Raw genomic sequence first — 18,796 nt, forward strand, 5'->3', positions numbered from 1 at the left:
ACGGCAATTCTCCTGCAGTTTCGTGACCGCGATCACGGGCCGAACCAGAACTCCTCGCCGGAGCGCGGCGGACCGGACGTGGCCCCCTCGATGAGCTGCGTTTCCAGCTGGATGTGCCGCGGACGGCTCGGCTCGCTGGTCTCCAGCAGGAGCCGGCCCGCAGCGCGGCCCTTCTCCAGCCAGGGCTGGCGGACCGTGGTGAGCCCGGCTCGCTCGGCGTCCGGGATGCCGTCGAAACCCGTGATGGTCAGGTCTTCCGGAACCCGCAGGCCGCGGTTCTGGGCCTCCCGCAGCGCGCCGAGCGCCAGGATGTCCGAGGTGCACACCAGCGCGGTGATCTCGGGGTCGATCTCCAGCGCCTGAGCGGCGGCGGAGGCACCCGAGTCGAGGGTGTGGTCGAAGCGCTCCACGACGGGCACGGTCGTCCAGTCCACCCCCGCCTCGCTGAACTCCTCGGCGAGCGCGGTCAACCTGGCCTTCTGCACGTGGAAGCTGGCGTTGGCCTGCCGCTGCACGGTGGCGGGGCCGTCGTTGCGGCCTCGCGCCAGGCGCATGCACAGCACGCCGATGCGCCGGTGGCCGAGTCCGATCAGGTGGCCGGCGACGGCCTTGATGGCCTGCCGGTCGTCCGGGCCGACCCAGTCCAGGTTGTCCAGCCGCGGCTGGTCGCAGACCACCACGGGGACGGGGCGTTCCATCACGGCAGCCAGGTGCGGGTCGTCCTCGGGAACGGAGTAGACGACGAACCCGTCGACACCGGCGCGGTGCACTGCTGCGACGTCCTCGCGCTCGGGGCTGGCCGGTATGAGGGTCAGGCCTTGCCCGGCGTCTTCGCAGGCCAGGGCGAGGCCTTCGAGGAAGCCGACGGCTCCCGGGTCGCGGAAAGCGTAGGAGAGGTTCTCGGTGAGCAGCAGGCCGACCGCGCCCGCCTTGCGGGTCCGCAGTGAGCGCGCCACCGGGTCGGGTCCCGGGTATCCGAGCCGCCGCGCCGTCTCCAGGACGCGTTTGCGCAGCTCAGGGGACAGCTGATCCGGACGGTTGTAAGCGTTGGACACCGTCGTCCGGGAAACCCCGAGTTCCGCAGCGAGCGACGCGAGGGTCGCAGGCCGCCGGGCATTCGTTGACCGCGCCATGGAGGAACCGTAACGGTTCAGAACCCGAGGGTGAAGCGAGCATGACTTACATCCCACTGATGTTCGAACCGTGAACACAGAACGACGCGGAGTGATCACTCTCCGGAATTGCGGCAGTCGGTGGGGTGACGTTCGGTCCAAACGACGCTACTTTCTCGGAGACCGATTGTAGTGAAGGGTGTCACAAATGGCTGAGGTCGCGTACGTCAACGCCTCTCGCGTCTATCCCGGCAGCCCGCCGGTCAAGGCGGTTGACCAGCTGGAGCTCGACGTCGCGGACGGCGAGTTCCTCGTTCTGGTGGGGCCCTCCGGTTCCGGGAAGTCAACGGCGCTGCGGATGCTGGCCGGGCTCGAGGACATCGACGAGGGCGGCATCTCGATCGGTGGCAGCGATGTCACCAACACCCCGCCCAAGTCCCGGGACATCGCGATGGTGTTCCAGTCCTACGCGCTCTACCCGCACATGACGGTCGCCGAGAACATGGGATTCGCGCTCAAGCTGCGCAAGACGCCCAAGGCGGTCATCAGCGAGAAGGTGACCGAGGCGGCGCGGATGCTCGACCTCGAGAAGTACCTGGACCGCAAGCCCAAGGCGCTCTCCGGTGGTCAGCGCCAGCGAGTGGCGATGGGACGCGCGATCGTCCGCGAGCCCAGCGTCTTCCTGATGGACGAGCCGCTGTCCAACCTGGACGCGAAGCTGCGCGTGGAGACCCGCGCCAACATCGCCGCGCTGCAGAAGCGGCTGGGCACCACGACCATCTACGTCACCCACGACCAGGTCGAGGCGATGACGATGGGACACCGCGTGGCGGTGCTCAAGGACGGTCTGCTGCAGCAGGTCGCGACTCCGCGCGAGCTCTACGAGAACCCGGCGAACGCGTTCGTCGCCGGCTTCATCGGCTCGCCCGCGATGAACCTCAAGACCGTCCCGCTGACCAGCGAGGGCGCGGTGCTCGACGGCGCCACGGTCCCGCTGTCCCGCGAGGCGCTGGCCGCGGCGGGCGACCTCAAGGAGGTCACCTTCGGCGTGCGTCCGGAGGCGCTGGAGCTGACCTCCAGCGACGCCGAAGGGCTCGACATGACCGTCGAGCTGGTCGAGGAGCTGGGCGCCGACGCCCTGATCCACGGCTCGATCTCGGTCGGCGGCTCCTCCGAGCGTTTCGTGGTCCGCGCCGACGGGCGCACGCCTCCGGCCTTGGGCCAGCAGGTCAAGGTGGCCCTCCGCGACGCGGGTGAGGTGCACCTGTTCCACCCCGAGACGGGCGACCGCCTCGCTTCGTGATCCGTGCGCGGCATCGCCGCGCGCACCGGCCCTCGACGCCCCCGCCCGTTTTCCGGGCGGGGGCGTTGTTGCTGCATGTGGTTGATATCGCGTTCGGAAATACGTCGGGTCCTGGAGCGTTCGGGTGAAGGGTGCTTAGACTGCAGTTGACAACGGTTTCCGTTACCGTTCGCAACTGGAGTCGCTCGACAGCGCCCTCTACCGATCACCCGGGAGTGCCATCCATGACCGTCCGCAGCCGCTCAGCTGTGACCGCATTAGCCGGACTGACCGTCGGCGCCATCGCGCTGACCGGCTGCTCCGCCGGTGGGCCAGCCGCTCCCGGGCCGAACGACAAGATCAAGGTGGTCGCCTCGACGAGCGTGTGGGGCAGCGTCGTGCAGGCCGTCGGCGGCGACGGCGTCGAGGTCGACTCGATCATCGAGGACGCGGCCGCCGACCCGCACTCCTACGAGAGCAGCCCGCAGGACGCGGCGAAGATCAGCGACGCGAACCTGGTGGTGCTCAACGGCGGTGGCTATGACGACTTCATGACCCAGGTGCTCGGCGACGCCCCGAGGCCGACCGTGCAGGCGGTCGACTCCGAGCAGCAGCCCGCGCCGCCGCAGGGCGAGCACGCCGGTGAGCCCCACGCAGGCGAGCACGCCGGTGAGCCCCACGCAGGCGAGCACGCGGATGAGCACGCGGGTGAGCACGCGGATGAGCACGCGGATGAGCACGGCGGTGAGCAGCACGCCGGGCACGACCACTCCGCGAACGAGCACGTCTGGTACGACCTGCACGCCGTGCACGAGGTCGCCGACAAGGTCGCCGCCGAGCTCGGCAAGATCCAGCCCGCCAAGGCCCAGCAGTTCGAGGCCAACGCCGCGGCGTTCGAGCAGCAGGTCGCCGGGCTCGAGGGGCGCGTCGGCGAGATCGCCGCAGCTCACCAGGGCAAGCCGGTGATCGTCACCGAGCCGGTGGCGCACTACATGGTCGAGGCCGCCAAGCTGAACGACGTGACCCCGCCTTCGTTCGTCAACGCCATCGAGGCCGAGACCGACCCGTCTGCCGCAGCCGTCGCCGACATCCAGAACGCGATCAACGCCCGCCAGGCCGTTGCCGTGCTCTACAACCCGCAGACCGAATCGCCGGTCACCCGCAACGTGCGCGCCGCCGCCGACTCGCAGCGCATCCCGGTCGTCGAGCTGACCGAGACGCTGCCGCAGGGCCAGAACTACGTGCAGTGGATGGACGCGCAGATCACCGCTTTGCAAGGTGCGCTGAACCGATGAACTCAGAACAGGTCGCGGAGACCGCTGGAGACCCGGTGACGGCTGAGGCCGCCGCCGGGTCCCCGGCCGTCTCGCTGCGCGACGCGACGCTGGCCTACGGCGAGCGGACGCTGTGGTCCGGGCTGGACCTGGACGTGGCGCCGGGCGAGTTCGTGGCGGTGCTCGGGCCGAACGGTTCGGGCAAGACCAGCCTGCTGCGCGTGCTGCTCGGCTTGCAGGAGCTCAACTCCGGCACCGTCCACATCGGATCGGAACCGGCCAGGCGCGGCAGCGACCGGATCGGCTACATCCCGCAGCAGCGCGCGCTGGAAGCCAACGTCACCGTGCGCGGCAGCGACCTCGTGGGCCTCGGCCTCGACGGGCACCGCTGGGGCCTGGGCTTCGGCGGTCGGCGCGAGCGCAAGCGCCGGGTGGCCGACGCGCTGCGCGCCGTCGAAGCGACTGAGTACGCCACGATGCCGGTCGGGCTGCTCTCCGGTGGCGAGCAGCAGCGGCTCCGGGTCGCCCAGGCGCTGGTCGGCGACCCCGCGGTGCTGCTGTGCGACGAACCGCTGCTGTCGCTGGACCTCTCGCACCAGCGCAAGGTCTCCCGGCTGATCGCGGAGCAGGCCCGCCGCAGCAACGCGGGCGTGCTGTTCGTGACGCACGAGATCAACCCGGTGCTGCCGCTGGTGGACCGGGTGCTCTACCTCGTCGACGGCCGGTTCCGGATCGGCACGCCCGACGAGGTGATGAACTCCGAGACGCTCTCCGAGCTCTACCGGACGGACATCGAGGTGGCGCGGGTCGGCGGGCGGCTCGTCGTGGCGGGCGCCGAGGACGACGATCACCACGTGGTGGGGGCGGAAGAAGCGTGAACGACATCGGTGAATCGCTGAGCAGGGTGTTCGACTTCGACACCATGATCAGCCTGCTCGGCTACCCGTTCGTCCAGCAGGCGCTGCTGGCCGCCGCCGCGCTCGGCCTGGTGTCGGGATGCCTGGCGCCGCTGGTGGTCGCCCGCAAGATGTCCTTCGCGGTGCACGGCACGGCCGAGCTCGCCTTCACCGGTGCCGCTGCCGCGCTGCTGGTCGGCGCGAGCGTCGGGGTCGGCGCCCTGGCCGGTGCGGTCGTGGCCGCGCTGCTGCTCGGGCTGCTGGGGCAGAAGCACACCGAACGCGACTCGGTGATCGGCGCGATCCTGTCCTTCGGCCTCGGCGTGGGCGTCTTCCTGCTGTGGCTGAACCCGGAGCGCACGGCGAACAAGTTCAGCCTGCTGGTCGGCCAGATCGTCGGGGTCGACTCCTCCGACGTGCTGCTGCTCAGCGTCTGCGCGATCGTCGTGCTGCTGGTGCTGGCGGTCGTCTACCGGCCGCTGCTGTTCGCCAGCGTCGATCCCGACGTGGCGACCGCCCGCGGTGTGCCGACCCGCGTGCTGACCCCGCTGTTCGCGGTCCTGGTCGGCGTGGCGACGGCGCTGGGCGTCTACACGGTCGGCGCGCTGCTGGTCCTGGCCCTGATGGTCACGCCGGGCGCGGCCGCCGCGCGGGTGACGGCGAGCCCGGTCCGCGCGACGGTCCTGGCGGTCGTCTTCGCGGAAGTGGCCGTCCTGGGCGGGATCCTGCTGTCGCTGGCTCCTGGAGCCCCGGTCAGCGCCTTCGTGACGATCATCTCGTTCGTGATCTACCTGGTCTGCCGGGCCATCGGCTCCCGCCGCCTGGCGCGAACCTCCCGAACCCCGGTCCCCGCCTGACCCGACCCCGCACCCACCCCCCTCCCAATTTCGCGCGAAATTGGGGAACGCCCCCGCACTCGCGCGTGTCTGAGCAGTTCAGGGTGCCGGGGAAGGCAGCGTGGCACTCAATTTCGCGCGAAATTGGGAGGGGGTGGGGTGAGATTCGGGGTTAGGTGAGGCCCAGGTAGCGGCGTTCGTTGAAGGGTTCGCCGGAGCAGCTGGCACCCAGGTCGTGCCCGATCCGCTCGATGACGTCGGCCAGTTCGAGGCGGGCCAGCCAAGGGCGGGGGAGGACCGCCGTGCCGTGGCGGGCTCCCAGGATGCTGCCGGTGACCGCGGCCGTGGAGTCGCTGTGCCCGGAGTGGTTGACCGCCAGCCTGATCGCGTCGGCGAACTGCTCGGGCTTGGGCAGCGCCAGGGCGCAGTACACGCCGATGGCCAGCGCTTCCGGCCCCACCCAGCCCTGACCGAGCCGTTCGATGTGGCCGACGCTGGCGCCGAGCCGGGCCAGCGTGGCGGCTTCGGCGAGGGCGTTGGCGGTCTCGTAGTCCTCCCGCAGGACCCGGCCCGCGGCCTGATCGATCGCGGCGGGCAAGCGGCGCTGCTGCACCGCGACCAGGTGCACGATCAGCGCCAGCGCCCCCGCGGACGCCCAGCCGCCGACACCGCCGTGCGTCAGCGCCGCGCTCTGGCAGGCCAGCTGGTAGGCCATCTCGCCGGTGGGGGAGAAGCCGATCGGTGTGCTGCGGTCCAGGCCGCCGCATCCCTTGGAGGTGTTGCGCGGCCGGTCGGGCGTGCCCAGCTCCGGCTCTTCCAGCGCGCGCAGGCTGGTCAGGCCGGGGGCGCGGCTGACGTAGAGCTCGGTCTCCGCGAGCAGCCCGGTGGCGCCGGGCGCGGGCTTCTCCTCCTGCTGGGTCAGCAGCCAGCGGCGCAGCGCCGCAGCGGTGGACTCGACCGGTCGCCACTGCCCGCCGTTGTTGCCCGAGGTCCACGCGTGCAGGTAGCCCTCGCCGGCGAACAGCGCCATCTGCGTGGCGTCGCCGAGCAGTGCTTGCGGCGCGGGTTCGGTGAGCCCGTCCGGGCCGAAGTCGGCTCGGATGTCCTCCAGCGGCGCGTACTCCACCAGGGTGCCGAGCGAGTCGCCGAGGGCACCGCCCAGCAGGCAGCCCACCGCCCGGTCGACCACTGTGGACGTCGTCGGCACGGGTGGAGCTCCTTCCGCGGCGTCTCGCTACGCCACTCGTTCGGGTGATCGACGCACACAGACTTTACTTGCCGACATCGTCTGCCGGGAGGTGTTCACCGGAGTGTCCGGTTCGGACTGCGCACACCGGTGAGAACCACCTGAGCAGCGGCCATCCCGCCGAGCTCCAGGACGCCAGAATGAGTCGGGAAACACGGAGCGGATCTCCCACCTGGTATTTCGGGCATACTCCATTGGTGTGAGGCTGGTGAACGCCTCGGTCTGGCAGGCGATCCGGATCGCTACCGTGTGTCGGTCGCGGAACGGCCAGAAGTCGAATTTGGGTGAGAATGACGCCGCACGGCAGCTTAGAGGGGACCGCAGGCTTCGAATTCCGCCTGCTCGGTCCGCTCGAGGTGCACCTCGACGGCGTTCCGCTGGAAGCGGGGCGCACGCCGGTCCGCGCCCTGCTCGCCTGCCTGCTGCTCGAACCCAACCAGGTCGTGCCGATGGACCGGCTGATCGACACCCTCTGGGATGACGAACCACCGGTCAGCGCGCGCACGATCATCCAGGGCTACGTGTCCCGGCTGCGCAAGTTCTTCGGCACCAGCGGCCCCGAGATCATCACCCGCGCACCCGGATACCTGCTGCGCGTCAACGGCGACCGGATCGACGCGCACCGCGCCCGCAGCCTCATCAACCGCTCGCACGGGCTCGAACCCGCCGAACGATCGCGCCTGCTCACCGAGGCCCTCTCGCTGTGGAGCGGGCCCGTGCTCGCCGACATCGCCGGCAGCAGGCTCTACCGGATGGTGGCGCCCAACCTCGACGAGCTCCGCCTGCTGGCGCTGGAGGAGCGCATCGCCGCCGACCTGGAACTGGGCAGGCACCACCAGCTCGTCGCCGAACTCGCGACCCTCGTCGACCAGCACCCCGTGCGCGAGCGGCTGACCGGGCAGCTGATGCTCGCCAACTACCGCGCCGGGCACCGCGCGGAGGCCCAGGCCCGCTACCACGAGCTGCGCCACCGCCTGTCCAACGAGCTCGGCATCGACCCCGGCCCCGAGCTGCGCGAGCTCTACGAGAAGCTGCTGCGCGACGACCCCGCGCTGCGCAACCACCCCAGCCGGGTCGAACCGGGTCTGGGCATCCGCCGCCCGGTGCCCGCTGAACTCCCTCCCGCACCAGCCGGTTTCGTCGGCCGGAAGCTGGAACTGGCCACCCTGCAGGCGATGCTGGACACCCGCGAAGAGGGATCCGGCCTGATCACCGTGCTCACCGGAACGGCCGGAGTCGGCAAGAGCGCCCTCGCGCTGACCTGGTCGCACCGGGTCTCCGAGGAGTTCCCCGACGGCCAGCTCTACGCCTCGCTGCGCGGCTTCGACTCCGAGCACGAACCGCTCACCCCCGGCGAGGCGCTGACCAGCATGCTCAAGGCGCTCGGCGTGGCGGCCGACGCGATCCCCGTCGAGATCGATGACCGCACCGCGCTCTACCGATCGCTGCTGGCCAAGCGGAAGGTGCTGGTGCTGCTGGACAACGCCCGCGACTCCGACCAGGTGCTGCCGCTGCTGCCGGGCAGTGCCGCCTCGGTGGTCGTGGTCACCAGCAGGAGACGGCTCGACGGGCTCGTGGTGCGCTCCGGCGCCCGGGTGCTGCCGCTGGAAACGCTGCCCACCGAAACCGCCATCGAACTGCTCGACCGCGCAGGCGTTCCCGGCAAGTCGGCCGCCGAACCCGATGCCGCCGCCCAGCTCGCCGAACTCTGCGGCGGGCTCCCGCTGGCGCTGCGCATCGCCGCCGCCCGGCTGGCCGCCAACCCCGCGCGCGGCGTCTCCGACCTGGTGCACGAGCTCGCCGACGAGCGAACCCGGTTGCAGGGACTCGACATCGACGACGACGCCGACACCAGCGTGCGCCGCGCCTTCGACATCTCCTACCGCAGCCTGCCGCCGGTGCACGCCGAGACCTTCCGGATGCTCGGCTTGGTCCCCGGCCAGACGTTCACCGCGCACGCCGCGGCCGCCCTGTGCGGGACCGATCCGGCCGCCGCGCAGCGCAGGCTGCGCGCCTTGGCCCTCGCGCACCTGGTCACCGAGCCCGAACCGGACCGCTTCGGGATGCACGACCTGCTGCGCGCCTACGCGCGGGAACTCCCCGCAGGCGACGACGACACCGAAGCGCTGCGCCGGTTGCTCCGGCACTACCTGTGCTCCGCCGACCACGCGCGGCGCTTCCTCCGCCCGGCCCGCGACGAGCTCGACTTCTCCGCGGCCGGCGAGCACCGTCCCGAGATCACGTCCCGCTCGCAAGCGCTCGAATGGTTCGACGCCGAGTGGCCGAACCTGGTCGCTGCGGTCCGCGCCGCCAACGCCGCCGGGCTGCACGACATGGCCTGGCCGCTGGCCCGCCTGCAGTTCAACTACCTGATGGTCCGCTGCCCCTGGGAGGACTGGATCAGGATCTACTCCGACGGCGCCGAATCCGCCCGCGCGGTCGGCGATCCCGTCGGCAAGGTGCTCATGTCGGCCGGCCTCGGCGTCGCCTGCGCCCGGTCCGGGCAGCTCGACGAGGCACTCGCGCACTACGAGGAGTCCTACCGGGTCGCCGTGCAGACCGGCGACTCCGAGCGCCTCGCCATGACCCAGGTCAACCTCTCCAGCGTGCTGTTCCGGCTGCGCCGCTACGAAGAGGCCAAGGTGCACTCCAAGGACGCGCTGAAGGTCTACCGCTCGCTCGGCGACCGCTACTTCGTGGCCGGTGCGCTCAACAACCTGGCGATGGTCGAGCAGGTCAACGGCGAGCTGGAACCCGCGCTGAGCCACCTCCGCGAAGCCGAAGACCTCTACCGCGAGGCCGACGACCTCGAAACCCTCGCGATGGTGCTCAACAACTGCGGCGAGGTCAGCATCGAACTCGGCCGCATCGAGGACGGCGAGCGCTTCCACCACGAAGCGCTCGACGTGGCCCTGCAGTGCGGCTCGGCCGTGCGGCAGGCCTCCGCCAACGTCGGACTCGGCGACGCCGCCAAGCTGCGCGGCGACATCCCCGTCGCCTGCACCCGCTGGGAGACCGCCCTGTCGATCTTCGAGGTGGAGGGGTCACCGCAGGTCAGAGAGGTTCGGCAGCGGCTCGACGAGGTCGTCGGACAGCCCGGCTGAACGATCGTTTAGCGCGCGTTTAGCGGACGTGTAGCAGCGACTGGGAACTTTGACCGTGGCGGATCAATCCGTGCGAGATCCGCGCACGGGCGGCTCTGGGGGAAGTCCTAGGGGGGATTGTCGCCCCGGTCGTCCCGGCCGCACGCGGCCGGGACGACCGCAGGGGGTTAGGGCATCCGGGCAACCGGGTGCGGGGGTGTGCAGGCGCTCGGACGGTTCGGGGGAGCCGCCCGAGCGTCTGTTTTTGTTTTTGGGGGTTTTGGGTCTACTGACGATGGTTGTTTTGCTTGGCGGTGCGGGTAGGGGAACCTGAGCGGCTCCGTGGACTCCGCGCGCCGCTCCTCGTGTATGGCCCAATACACGTCGTCGCGGCGTGCTCGCCACGAAGCCGCTCAGAACCCCCGGCGGTGCCGGTTGCATAGGTGGGGCACTGCGAAAGCACCTTCGGCGCTTGCCTGACGTGCTTCGCCGTTGCTTCTAGCTGCAGCTTGTGGGGAGTTTTTCGAGGCCTGGGCGTTTGGCTGTTCTGCCGTCTCCGCTGGAGACGCCTCGGAGGCGGCGGCTGATCCAGGGCGCCAGGTACTCGCGGGCCCACTTGATGTCCTCGACGGCCTGTTCCTGCCAGGTGCGCTCGTCGACGTCCGGCCACGGCTCGTTCCAGTTCTCGGCGGTGGTGATGCCGAGCGACTCGCAGGCGCGCAGCGCGACCCGGCGGTGGCCGTCGGAGGACAGGTGCAGCCGGTCCGCGCACCACGCGCGCGGATCCTGCAGGACCCGCATCGACCACAGGTCCATCACGTAGCAGCCGTGCGCGTCGGCGATCGAGCGCAGGTGCGAGTTGTAGGTGCCGACCTTGCCGCGCACGTGCTTGAGCACCGGGGTGCGCGCGGTGTCGAAGCCCGTGCCGATCAGCACGTCGGCCCCGGTCGCGCGAATGCGGCTCACGGCGTCGTTGAACAGCTCCGCCACCAGATCGGGGTCGCTGCCGGGACGGATGATGTCGTTGCCACCCGCGGTCAGCGCCACCAGCGACGGGTTGAGCGCGATGGCCTGCGGGACCTGGTCGGTGACGATCTGGCGGATCAGCTTGCCGCGCACCGCGAGGTTCGCGTAGCGCAGATCCGGGTCGCGGACGGCGATGTGCGCTGCCAGCCGGTCCGCCCAGCCGCGGTAGACGTCGGCCTCAGCAGTCGCATCGGCCAGACCTTCGGTGAAGCTGTCACCCAGCGCGACGAAGTTGTTCCAGCGCCCCGATCCCATGTCGACTCGTCCCCTTCTGCTCATCCCCACCCTCGTGATGGTGCGAATCAACAGTGGCCCTCGCGAACGCACCTACGCCACCGAAGGTTCCGGCCAAGTGACATACGGCACGGACCAGTCTTGGAAATATGTCCGATTGGTCTGTTGGCTTTGCGAAAACGATGCTTTTCCTTGATGCGCGGTGTATTCGCTCGTCACGGGGTCGAGAAGGTGGATCTTGCCGAGAAACACCGATACGGGTGAACGGCAGCTGCTAGTGTCCTTCGGCGGTAGCAGAAGTGACAAGGGGGCCCACGATGACGCGATCGGCGCAGGTCACAGCTCCACGTGCGTCCTTTCGCAGGACGCAGGGGCAGGTGCCCGGCGCTCTCGTCGTCGTGGCCGGTTGATGGGGAACGTCGACGTGGGGCATTGCGTCGGTTCCGTTGTGGCCGCGATTCTGATCGTCGGTCTCCGCAACTGTCCTGCAGATCTGGGGGAATCGTGACGGCACCGCAGAATCCGGCGTCCGCGCCGGGGCCGGCGGGATTCGAGTCGCCGAACCGGCGAGGCGGTCCGGAGCCGGGAGGCCGGCGCCGGGCGGAACCGCCGTTGCGGGGTTCGCTGAGCGACTCCGGGCCAGGAGGTCCGCCGCCCGTGCCCGCACCCGCGCCTCCCGCGCGCCCGGCCCCGGCCGCGCAGCGCCCGGGCCACTTCGACGTGCGCGCCGAGCTGGCGGCGCTCGCCGGTGACCCGCACCCGTTCGCCGTCTGGCAGCGGATGGAACAGCTCCCCGACCGCTTCGAGCAGGCGCAGCGCGGACCGGGCACGCCGAGCAGGCCGGTCACCGAGCCCTCGCGCCCCTCCACCGGCGGTCTGCCGTCGCTGTCCGGCGATCTCGGTGGTTCCCAGGCGCGACCGGCCGAGATGTCCGGTTCGCTGGTGGAGCCCGACGAATCGCGCCACGGGCGTCCCGAGGGCGCCAGCCTGAGCGGCTCGCTGCTGCCTCCCGAAAGCCACCGTCCCGCAGGAAATCCGGTCCCGGACAGCGGTCCGCAGCCGCAGGTGCGCGACGGCTTGCTGGGCGCTCCGATCGCCGAGGGTCCGCCCAGCGGTCCGGTTCCGCAGGTCGCCGACGTCCCGCCGCCGGTGGAGCCGTCGCGGCGGCCGATGCCGGAAGCGCCGGAAGCGCCGGTGGCGGAACAGCCGCCGCGTCCGGAACCGGCTGCGCGACAGGATGTTCCGCCTCCTCCCGGGCCGCCTGCCGGGATGCCCCCGGCCGGTCCGCCGAGCGGCCCGCGTCCGGCGAGCCCGCCTCCGGGTCCGCCGAGCGGCCCGATGCCGCAGGTCGGCCCGCCTCCGGCGAACCGTCCGCAGCCGAACCAGGGCCCGCCGAACCAGGGCCCGCCGAATCCGGGTCCCGCGAATCAGGGGCCGCTGCCGAACCAAGGACCGCCGCCGAACCAGGGGCCTGCGAACCAAGGGCCGCCGCCGAACCAACCGCCGCCGGCGGGTCCTCCGCAGCAGCACGCGTCGCCGCCTGCGGGCATGCCCGCGCCGCCGAACGGTGGTCAGCAGCGTCCGCCGCGTCAACCGGGCCCGCCGCCGATGGCGCCACCCCCGCAGCGTCCGGCGGGGCCACCGCCGCCACCGCAGCAGCCGGTGGAGCAGCGCGGTGCGCCACAACCGCCGCCGCGACCGGAGCCGCCGCGCCCGCCGGAGCAGCAGCAGCCGGAGCCGCAGCAGCCGGATCAGCGCGCGAAGGCCAGGACGGTGCGCGCCCCCAAGGTCAACGAACGCGCCGACGGCGGGTTCGGGCCGATGGGGTCGGCCGGTGCCTGGTCGGGCGGGAACCGCGCCGGGTACGGCCGGAACACCTCGTGGTCCGCCGAGGACTTCAAGGAAGAGCGCCGCGAAGGCGGTGACGACCTGCGCGCGGGTTCCGGCTACAAGCCGGGCGAGACCGGCAGCGGTGCCGTGCCGCAGTTCCTCATCGAGGCCGACGAGCTGTGGGACGACGACGACGGCGGACGGCTCGTGGCGCCGCCGGTGCTCGGCGAGTCCCCGGCCGGCTTCCGGGACTTCTGAGGCCGCGAACCGCCTGGTGAACCGGCTTTCGCGCCGGTTCGCCCCAGGGCGCACTGATAACACTGGGTACCGCTAACGCGAAATGTGAGCTGTGATGGTGGAGACGATCACCTTGTCGGCCCCCGCGGTCGATCTGCTCGGTGAGCAGTTGAACCTCACCGTCCGGCAATACCCGTTCGAGCTGCCGCGCGTCGCCGAGCTCCCGGAGGACCGCGACGTCGTCGCCCAGCGGGTCTGGCAGGAGCTGGAGTCCCACGGGCTCGCGCGCAACGGGCGTCCGGAACCGGAGGTCGAGGACGCGCTGTACCTGCTGTGCAGCTCCGAGGTGTCGATCGCGGCCGCCGGCCTGCTCGACGTGCGGGCCGGGCGCCGGCTCTCAGCGCGCGTCGTGGCCACCGGCGAGGTCGGCGTGCTCGGGATCTTCGACGGCCGCGGCATGCAGATGACCTTCCTGCCGCCGACCGATCTGCCGCGCACCGCCGCCGAGCTGCTGCCGGACGCCCCGACCGGCGCGGGCTCGGCGTTGCGCGCGGTCGCCGACCGGCGCGGCGGGATGCCCGCCGACGCCGACATCGAGGGCCTGCCGGAGCTGCGCGCCGTGACCTCCCGGCCGAAGTTCCGCTTCGGCCACTTCGTCGTGGCGGGAGCGCGCCGCGCACGTGTGCCCAACCTCATCTGGTTCGACACCGACCAGGGCCGCTACGTGATGCGGGGTGAGCGGGCCGAGGGGCAGGACGCCGTCGCCTGCCAGCCCGCCGACAAGCCGACGATCGCCAACGAAATCGCCACCCTGGTGGAACGAGCCCGCCGCCTCGGGTAGACGTGGGGTGACCGATTCGCCCGGTCGGCCCCGGCAGAACCGCCTGGTCGCCGGAACGGGGTTTTGGTTCCGGCGGAAGTTAGGGCAGGCTTAGTCTCGTGACGCAGGGGCAGACGGACATCGAGCGGGACGACCGCGATTCGTTCATGCGGTTGCTCGGCGGGCGCGGCAGCGCGGTCGACGCGAGCCTGCCGCCCGTCGCGTTCGGCGTGGGCTGGTTCTTCGGCGGCGAGTCGATCGTCATCGGCAGCGCGGCGGCCGTGGCCGTCGGCGCGATCCTCGGCGGCTACCGGCTCCGCAAGGGAGCCCGCCCGCTGGCCGTGCTGATCAGCTTGCTGGTGGTGATGCTGGGTGCGCTCATCGCGATCCGCACCGGCGACGCCGCGGACTTCTTCCTGCCCCGCCTCGCCAGCAACGCGCTGAGCGCGCTGGCGTGGATGACCAGCATCGCGATCCGCTGGCCGCTGCTCGGCGTGGTCGTCGGCTTCGCGCTCAGGCAGGGGCGCAAGTGGCGGCACGATCCCGTGCTGCTGCGCGCCTACAGCAGGGCGAGCTGGGTGTGGGTCGGGCAGTACGTCGTGCGGCTGATCGTGTTCATCCCGCTGTGGCTGGCCGGCGCGACCGGCCCGCTGACCGTCGCGCAGCTCGTGCTGACCTGGCCGCTGGTCGCCGTGTGCGTCGCCGTGAGCTGGTGGGTCATGCGCCGCTGCCTGCCCGCGGACCACCCGGGGATGCGCCATCCGCGGGAACCCGCGATGTGACACCTCCGCGACGTGGGCGCACAATGCGCTCATGTCTCTAGGCAGCGTGATCACCGCGATCGTGACCCCGTTCGACGACCGGCAGAAGGTCGACGAAGAAGCGTTCCTGGACTTGTTCCGGCACCTGCTGGCCAACGGCTCCGACGGAGTCGTGGTGTGCGGCACCACCGGCGAAGCGCCGACGCTGTCGGACGCCGAGCACCTGCGCCTGGTCGAGCTGGCCGTCGGCGAGCGGCCCGAAGGCGTCACGGTGATCGCCTCGACCGGCTCCAACAACACGGCGCACGCCTGCTGGATGACCGAGCGCGCCACGGAGATCGGCGCCGACGGCATCCTGTCGGTGACCCCGTACTACAACAAGCCGAACCGGCGCGGCCTCATCCGGCACTTCACCGAGATCGGCAAGGCCACCGACAAGCCGGTGGTCCTCTACAACGTCCCGTCCCGGATCGGCCTGTCGCTCGATCACGACCTGCTCGCCGAGCTCGGCCAGATCGACAACCTGGACTACGTCAAGCAGGCCGACAACGACGCCTTGGCGCAGGTCGACGGGCTCGGCCTCTACGCGGGCAACGACGACGGCTTCGCCCAGGCCCTCGACCTCGGCGCCCTCGGCGGCATCCTCGTGGCCAGCCACCTGGTCGGCCCGCGGATGAAGGAGATGGTCACCGATCCGGCCCGCCGCGCCGAGATCGACGCGAGCCTGAAGCCGCTGTACTCGGCCCTGGGCGTCACCACCAACCCCGTCCCGGTCAAGGCCGCGCTGGGACTCCTCGGCCGCGACGTCGGAACCACCCGGCTCCCGCTCGTCGAACCCGACGAGCGGGAACTCCAGGTCATCCGCCAAGGACTCGCCGACGTCGGCCTGCTCTGAACTCCGGGTGAGGGTCAGGGCAGGAGCGTCTTGTGCAGGGCGGCGGGGTCCTGGGCGAGGGGGAGGGCCGCCAGCCATGCGGCCGCTGCCGCTCCCGGGCCCGCGGTGCGCGGTTCCGGCCACGAGCGGGCTTCGAGCTCGGCCCTGATGGCCTGGCCGATGCGGTTGTCCGGGGCGAGGAGACCGCCCGCTAGGACGACCGGCGAGTGCTGGTCCGGCCGGGCGATCGCGGCGGTGTCGGCGAGCAGCACCGCGGCGCGGTGCACGATGTCCTCGGCAGCGTCGTCCTCGGCGCTGGTGACCAGGGGTGCGAGCTCGGCGAGGCGGATCGGTTCGCCCGAGTTGGCCGCGGCGATCAGCGCCTTGCGCTCCGGGCGGACGCCGAGGTGCTCGCAGACGGCCTCGGCCAGGCCCTCCACGAGGCCACCGCGCTCCAGCGCGCGCAGGGTCGCGCGCACGGCCTCGCGACCCAGCCAGTAGGCCGAACCCTCGTCGCCCAGCAGCCAGCCCCAGCCGCCGATGGTGGCGGCGGTGCGGTGGTCCTCGATGCGCTCGGAGACCGCGCCGGTCCCGGCGATGAGCACCGTGCCCCTCGGTTCGGGCGTGCCTGCCGCGAAGGCGACGACGCCGTCGCTGACCGGGGTGGTCTCGCAGCCCAGGCCGAGCCGGGCCCACTCGCCGCGGAAGAACTCGACGAACGCGGGGTCGGCCATCTTGCTCACCCCGGCCATGCCCAGCACGCACCCGCGCACCGCGGTCGGATCGTGGCCGCCGAGCGCCGTCCTGGCGGCGGCGGCCATCTGCGCGACGGCGTCGGCCGCCGGGTGCGAGTTCGGATTGCCCCCTGCTGCCTCGCCGGTCCCCAGCACCCGGCCGGTCAGATCGCTGACCAGGGCGCGGCTGCTGGTCCCACCGACGTCCAGTCCGAGGACGAGGGCCGTGTCATCACCGTGCATGGGCTCTTTGTACTCTCGCGCGGCGGAATCGGCGGTCGCTACGACGAGAAGTGGTCAAGTCGAGGCCTGGTCTCGACCGCAGCGAGCCGCTATACATCGAGTCGTCGTTTCATCGGTCGGGGAGAAGTGAAGCAATGGGCGACGCCCGTACGAGCGCCTGCCGCGTTCAGTCTGATGTGGACATCCGCGGAGGCGCTCGATGACCGTGGACACCCACCATCACCTGTGGGACCTCGACGTCCGCGACCAGCCCTGGATGACCGGCCCGGAGATGGATCCGCTGCGGCGCGACTTCCGGCCGTCCGACCTGCAGGCGGCGATCCGGGGTACCTCGGTGGACGCGACCGTGCTGGTGCAGACGGTCGCCGATCCGGACGAGACCCCGGAGATGCTGGTGCTGGCGGAGACCGTCGACCGAGTGGCAGCGGTCATCGGCTGGGTGGATCTCACCGCCAGGGACACCCGCGAGCAGATCGGCCGGCTGCACACCCATCCCTCGGGCGGCTGGCTGCGCGGAATCCGGCACCAGGTCGAGGACGAGCCGGATCCGGACTGGCTGGTCCGCCCCGAGGTGCTGGCCGGGCTCGGTGCCGTGGAGGACGCCGGGTTGCTCTACGAGCTGCTGATCCGCCCGCACCAGTTGCCCGCCGCGATCAAGGCGGTCGGGCAGTACCCGCAGCTGACGTTCGTGCTCGACCACTGCGCGAAACCGCCGGTGAGCTCCGGTGAGCTCGAACCGTGGGCGAGCCGGATCCGCGCGCTCGCGGCGCACCCGAACGTGGTCTGCAAGCTGTCGGGCCTGGTCACCCAGGACGAGTGGGCGGCGCAGCCGGACCCGTCGCGGCTGCGCGCCTGCGTGGACGTGGTCCTGGAGTCCTTCGGCCCGAGCCGGGTGATGTTCGGCTCCGACTGGCCGGTCTGCCTGCTCGCCGCCTCCTACCCGGAGGTTCTCGGCGTGGCCAAGGACCTCACCGCCGGCCTCAGCGACTCCGAGCGGACAGCGATCTTCGACACGACCGCCCGCGAGATCTACAACCTCTAGTTGTACTGACTTGAGAGGTTAGGTACGCGGTTGGGAGGTTGGGGAAGTTTTCATGAAAACTTCCCCCACCCACCCCCGAGGACCCGGCCGGGACGCCCACCCCTCCAGACGTCAGGTGGTGCGGGTGACCTTCTGCAGGCCGCGCGGGTTGTCGGGGTCGATCCCCCTGGCCAGGGCCAGGCCGAGGGCCAGCTGCTGGGCGGGCAGGATCTCCAGGATCGGAGCGACCTCCTCGGCGGATTCGGGCACCGGGATCCGGTGCGCGGCCGGGGTCTTCGACGCGGCGGAACCGATCGCGCAGATGTCGGCACCGCGACGGTTCACCGCCTCGACGACCTCGCGGGTCGACTCGCCGCCCAGCCCGGCGCTGCACAGCGCGAGCACGGCGGTCTCGGCGTCGATGGCCGCGACCGGGCCGTGCAGCAGGTCGGCCCCGCTGTAGGAGCGGGCCGACAGGTAGCTGGTCTCGGCGAGCTTCAGCGCGGTCTCGTGCGCGGTGGCCAGCGAGTACCCGCGACCGGTGGTGACCATCCGCCCGGCGAAGCGGTACCTCTGCACCGCCTCCTCCACCGGGTCGGTCGCGTCGGTGAGCGCGGTGGCCGCGAGGTCCGGCAGGACTCGTGCCTGCTCCGCCGTCCCGCCGCGAACGGCATCGATGAGCAGGTACAACGCCAGCAAGGTCGCGCTGTAGGTCTTGGTGGCCGCGACGGCCTGCTCCTGGCCCGCGCGGATGTTGAGCGAGTGCTCGGCGGCCGAGGCCAGCGGGGAGTCGGTGGTGTTGGTGACCGCGACGGTGAGCGCTCCGCGCGCCCGGCCCGACTCGGTGACCGCGAGCAGGTCCGGCGAACCGCCGCTCTGGCTGACCGTGAGCATCAGGACGTCGGTGAGGTCGGGCTGCGCTCCGTACAGGGTCGTCGTGGACGGCGAGGTCAGGCCGACCGGGAGTTGCAGGAGAACTTCGATCAGGTACTTGGCGTACAGCGCGGCGTGATCGCTGGAGCCGCGCGCCGCCAGCAGGGCGAATCGCGGGCGCCGTTCGGCGATGACCGCCGCGACCTCGGCGAACTGCTCTCGGGCTGCCAGCAGATCCGCGAAGATCGCCGGCTGCTGCTCGATCTCTGCCTTCATGTGCGTGCCGGGGTTGGCGGACATCTCGGGCCCATCCCTTCCATAAGGTCCAGACCAATTCTACTCGGTTCGGAACCGGGAAGCACCTCCGGTTCGTCCGATGGTCGGCTTCCCGGCGACCGCCGGGGCGTCACGGAT

15 protein-coding genes are annotated in these 18,796 nt (G+C 71.3%); 10 read left to right on the top strand and 5 right to left on the bottom strand.

Annotated elements, in window-relative coordinates; translation table 11 throughout:
- Positions 1-32 precede the first annotated feature (32 nt).
- A complete protein-coding gene (locus tag ACYVF3_RS11550; protein ID WP_461154215.1) occupies positions 33-1,133 on the bottom strand; it encodes a LacI family DNA-binding transcriptional regulator in 1,101 nt (366 codons plus the stop codon).
- Positions 1,134-1,320: 187 nt separating this feature from the next.
- Here ACYVF3_RS11550 and ACYVF3_RS11555 point away from each other — a divergent pair, with 187 nt between their 5' ends.
- The 4 genes from ACYVF3_RS11555 (at position 1,321) to ACYVF3_RS11570 (ending at position 5,421) form a co-directional block, all read left to right on the top strand.
- Positions 1,321-2,415 (top strand): ABC transporter ATP-binding protein, encoded by a 1,095-nt coding sequence (locus tag ACYVF3_RS11555; protein ID WP_461154216.1) that lies wholly within the window; start codon positions 1,321-1,323, stop codon positions 2,413-2,415.
- Positions 2,416-2,639: 224 nt separating this feature from the next.
- Entirely contained in the window at positions 2,640-3,689 is a 1,050-nt protein-coding gene (locus tag ACYVF3_RS11560) for a metal ABC transporter solute-binding protein, Zn/Mn family (RefSeq protein WP_461154217.1), read from the top strand.
- Positions 3,686-4,546: a metal ABC transporter ATP-binding protein gene (locus tag ACYVF3_RS11565; RefSeq protein ID WP_461154218.1), complete on the top strand. Its 861-nt coding sequence runs from the start codon at positions 3,686-3,688 to the stop codon at positions 4,544-4,546. Before ACYVF3_RS11560 ends, ACYVF3_RS11565 begins: the two co-directional genes overlap by 4 nt.
- Positions 4,547-4,590: 44 nt before the next feature.
- Positions 4,591-5,421 (top strand): metal ABC transporter permease, encoded by an 831-nt coding sequence (locus ACYVF3_RS11570; RefSeq protein ID WP_461154285.1) that lies wholly within the window; start codon positions 4,591-4,593, stop codon positions 5,419-5,421.
- A 151-nt stretch (positions 5,422-5,572) separates the two neighbouring features.
- On the opposite strand, the gene ACYVF3_RS11575 is transcribed toward ACYVF3_RS11570, so the two are convergent.
- The gene (locus ACYVF3_RS11575; protein ID WP_461154219.1) at positions 5,573-6,607 is read right to left on the bottom strand and encodes an ADP-ribosylglycohydrolase family protein; all 1,035 of its coding nucleotides are present in this window, start codon (positions 6,605-6,607) and stop codon (positions 5,573-5,575) included.
- Between the two features lie 329 nt (positions 6,608-6,936).
- On the opposite strand from ACYVF3_RS11575, the gene ACYVF3_RS11580 reads away from it, so the two are divergent.
- The gene (locus ACYVF3_RS11580; protein ID WP_461154220.1) at positions 6,937-9,750 is read left to right on the top strand and encodes an AfsR/SARP family transcriptional regulator; all 2,814 of its coding nucleotides are present in this window, start codon (positions 6,937-6,939) and stop codon (positions 9,748-9,750) included.
- Positions 9,751-10,227: 477 nt separating this feature from the next.
- On the opposite strand, the gene ACYVF3_RS11585 is transcribed toward ACYVF3_RS11580, so the two are convergent.
- Positions 10,228-11,010 (bottom strand): SGNH/GDSL hydrolase family protein, encoded by a 783-nt coding sequence (locus ACYVF3_RS11585; RefSeq protein ID WP_461154221.1) that lies wholly within the window; start codon positions 11,008-11,010, stop codon positions 10,228-10,230.
- Between the two features lie 636 nt (positions 11,011-11,646).
- On the opposite strand from ACYVF3_RS11585, the gene ACYVF3_RS11590 reads away from it, so the two are divergent.
- From ACYVF3_RS11590 to dapA, 4 genes are all read left to right on the top strand, one after another.
- Complete coding sequence (locus tag ACYVF3_RS11590) at positions 11,647-13,077, top strand: hypothetical protein (protein ID WP_461154222.1); 1,431 nt, start codon at positions 11,647-11,649, stop codon at positions 13,075-13,077.
- 94 nt (positions 13,078-13,171) lie between these two features.
- Entirely contained in the window at positions 13,172-13,897 is a 726-nt protein-coding gene (locus tag ACYVF3_RS11595) for an ESX secretion-associated protein EspG (RefSeq protein ID WP_461154223.1), read from the top strand.
- A gap of 146 nt (positions 13,898-14,043) precedes the next feature.
- Positions 14,044-14,658, top strand: coding sequence for a DUF3159 domain-containing protein (locus ACYVF3_RS11600; RefSeq protein WP_461154286.1), 615 nt, complete (start codon positions 14,044-14,046; stop codon positions 14,656-14,658).
- A gap of 31 nt (positions 14,659-14,689) precedes the next feature.
- Complete coding sequence (gene dapA, locus ACYVF3_RS11605) at positions 14,690-15,532, top strand: 4-hydroxy-tetrahydrodipicolinate synthase (protein ID WP_461154224.1); 843 nt, start codon at positions 14,690-14,692, stop codon at positions 15,530-15,532.
- A 14-nt stretch (positions 15,533-15,546) separates the two neighbouring features.
- On the opposite strand, the gene ACYVF3_RS11610 is transcribed toward dapA, so the two are convergent.
- The gene (locus ACYVF3_RS11610) at positions 15,547-16,488 is read right to left on the bottom strand and encodes an N-acetylglucosamine kinase (protein ID WP_461154225.1); all 942 of its coding nucleotides are present in this window, start codon (positions 16,486-16,488) and stop codon (positions 15,547-15,549) included.
- Positions 16,489-16,687: 199 nt separating this feature from the next.
- On the opposite strand from ACYVF3_RS11610, the gene ACYVF3_RS11615 reads away from it, so the two are divergent.
- The gene (locus ACYVF3_RS11615) at positions 16,688-17,530 is read left to right on the top strand and encodes an amidohydrolase family protein (protein WP_461154226.1); all 843 of its coding nucleotides are present in this window, start codon (positions 16,688-16,690) and stop codon (positions 17,528-17,530) included.
- Between the two features lie 111 nt (positions 17,531-17,641).
- On the opposite strand, the gene ACYVF3_RS11620 is transcribed toward ACYVF3_RS11615, so the two are convergent.
- Complete coding sequence (locus ACYVF3_RS11620) at positions 17,642-18,682, bottom strand: SIS domain-containing protein (RefSeq protein WP_461154227.1); 1,041 nt, start codon at positions 18,680-18,682, stop codon at positions 17,642-17,644.
- Positions 18,683-18,796: the final 114 nt, after the last annotated feature.

It is taken from the genome of Saccharopolyspora tripterygii, from assembly GCF_054778355.1.

Bases quoted from the DNA above. Each gene is read 5' to 3' on its own strand.
- ACYVF3_RS11560 (WP_461154217.1), top strand. From the start codon at position 2,640: ATGACCGTCCGCAGCCGCTCAGCTGTGACCGCATTAGCCGGACTGACC.
- ACYVF3_RS11565 (WP_461154218.1), top strand. From the start codon at position 3,686: ATGAACTCAGAACAGGTCGCGGAGACCGCTGGAGACCCGGTGACGGCT.
- ACYVF3_RS11555 (WP_461154216.1), top strand. From the start codon at position 1,321: ATGGCTGAGGTCGCGTACGTCAACGCCTCTCGCGTCTATCCCGGCAGC.
- ACYVF3_RS11585 (WP_461154221.1), bottom strand. From the start codon at position 11,010: ATGGGATCGGGGCGCTGGAACAACTTCGTCGCGCTGGGTGACAGCTTC.
- ACYVF3_RS11580 (WP_461154220.1), top strand. From the start codon at position 6,937: ATGACGCCGCACGGCAGCTTAGAGGGGACCGCAGGCTTCGAATTCCGC.
- ACYVF3_RS11550 (WP_461154215.1), bottom strand. From the start codon at position 1,133: ATGGCGCGGTCAACGAATGCCCGGCGGCCTGCGACCCTCGCGTCGCTC.
- ACYVF3_RS11620 (WP_461154227.1), bottom strand. From the start codon at position 18,682: ATGTCCGCCAACCCCGGCACGCACATGAAGGCAGAGATCGAGCAGCAG.
- ACYVF3_RS11570 (WP_461154285.1), top strand. From the start codon at position 4,591: ATGATCAGCCTGCTCGGCTACCCGTTCGTCCAGCAGGCGCTGCTGGCC.
- ACYVF3_RS11615 (WP_461154226.1), top strand. From the start codon at position 16,688: ATGACCGTGGACACCCACCATCACCTGTGGGACCTCGACGTCCGCGAC.
- dapA (WP_461154224.1), top strand. From the start codon at position 14,690: ATGTCTCTAGGCAGCGTGATCACCGCGATCGTGACCCCGTTCGACGAC.
- ACYVF3_RS11595 (WP_461154223.1), top strand. From the start codon at position 13,172: ATGGTGGAGACGATCACCTTGTCGGCCCCCGCGGTCGATCTGCTCGGT.
- ACYVF3_RS11600 (WP_461154286.1), top strand. From the start codon at position 14,044: ATGCGGTTGCTCGGCGGGCGCGGCAGCGCGGTCGACGCGAGCCTGCCG.
- ACYVF3_RS11610 (WP_461154225.1), bottom strand. From the start codon at position 16,488: ATGCACGGTGATGACACGGCCCTCGTCCTCGGACTGGACGTCGGTGGG.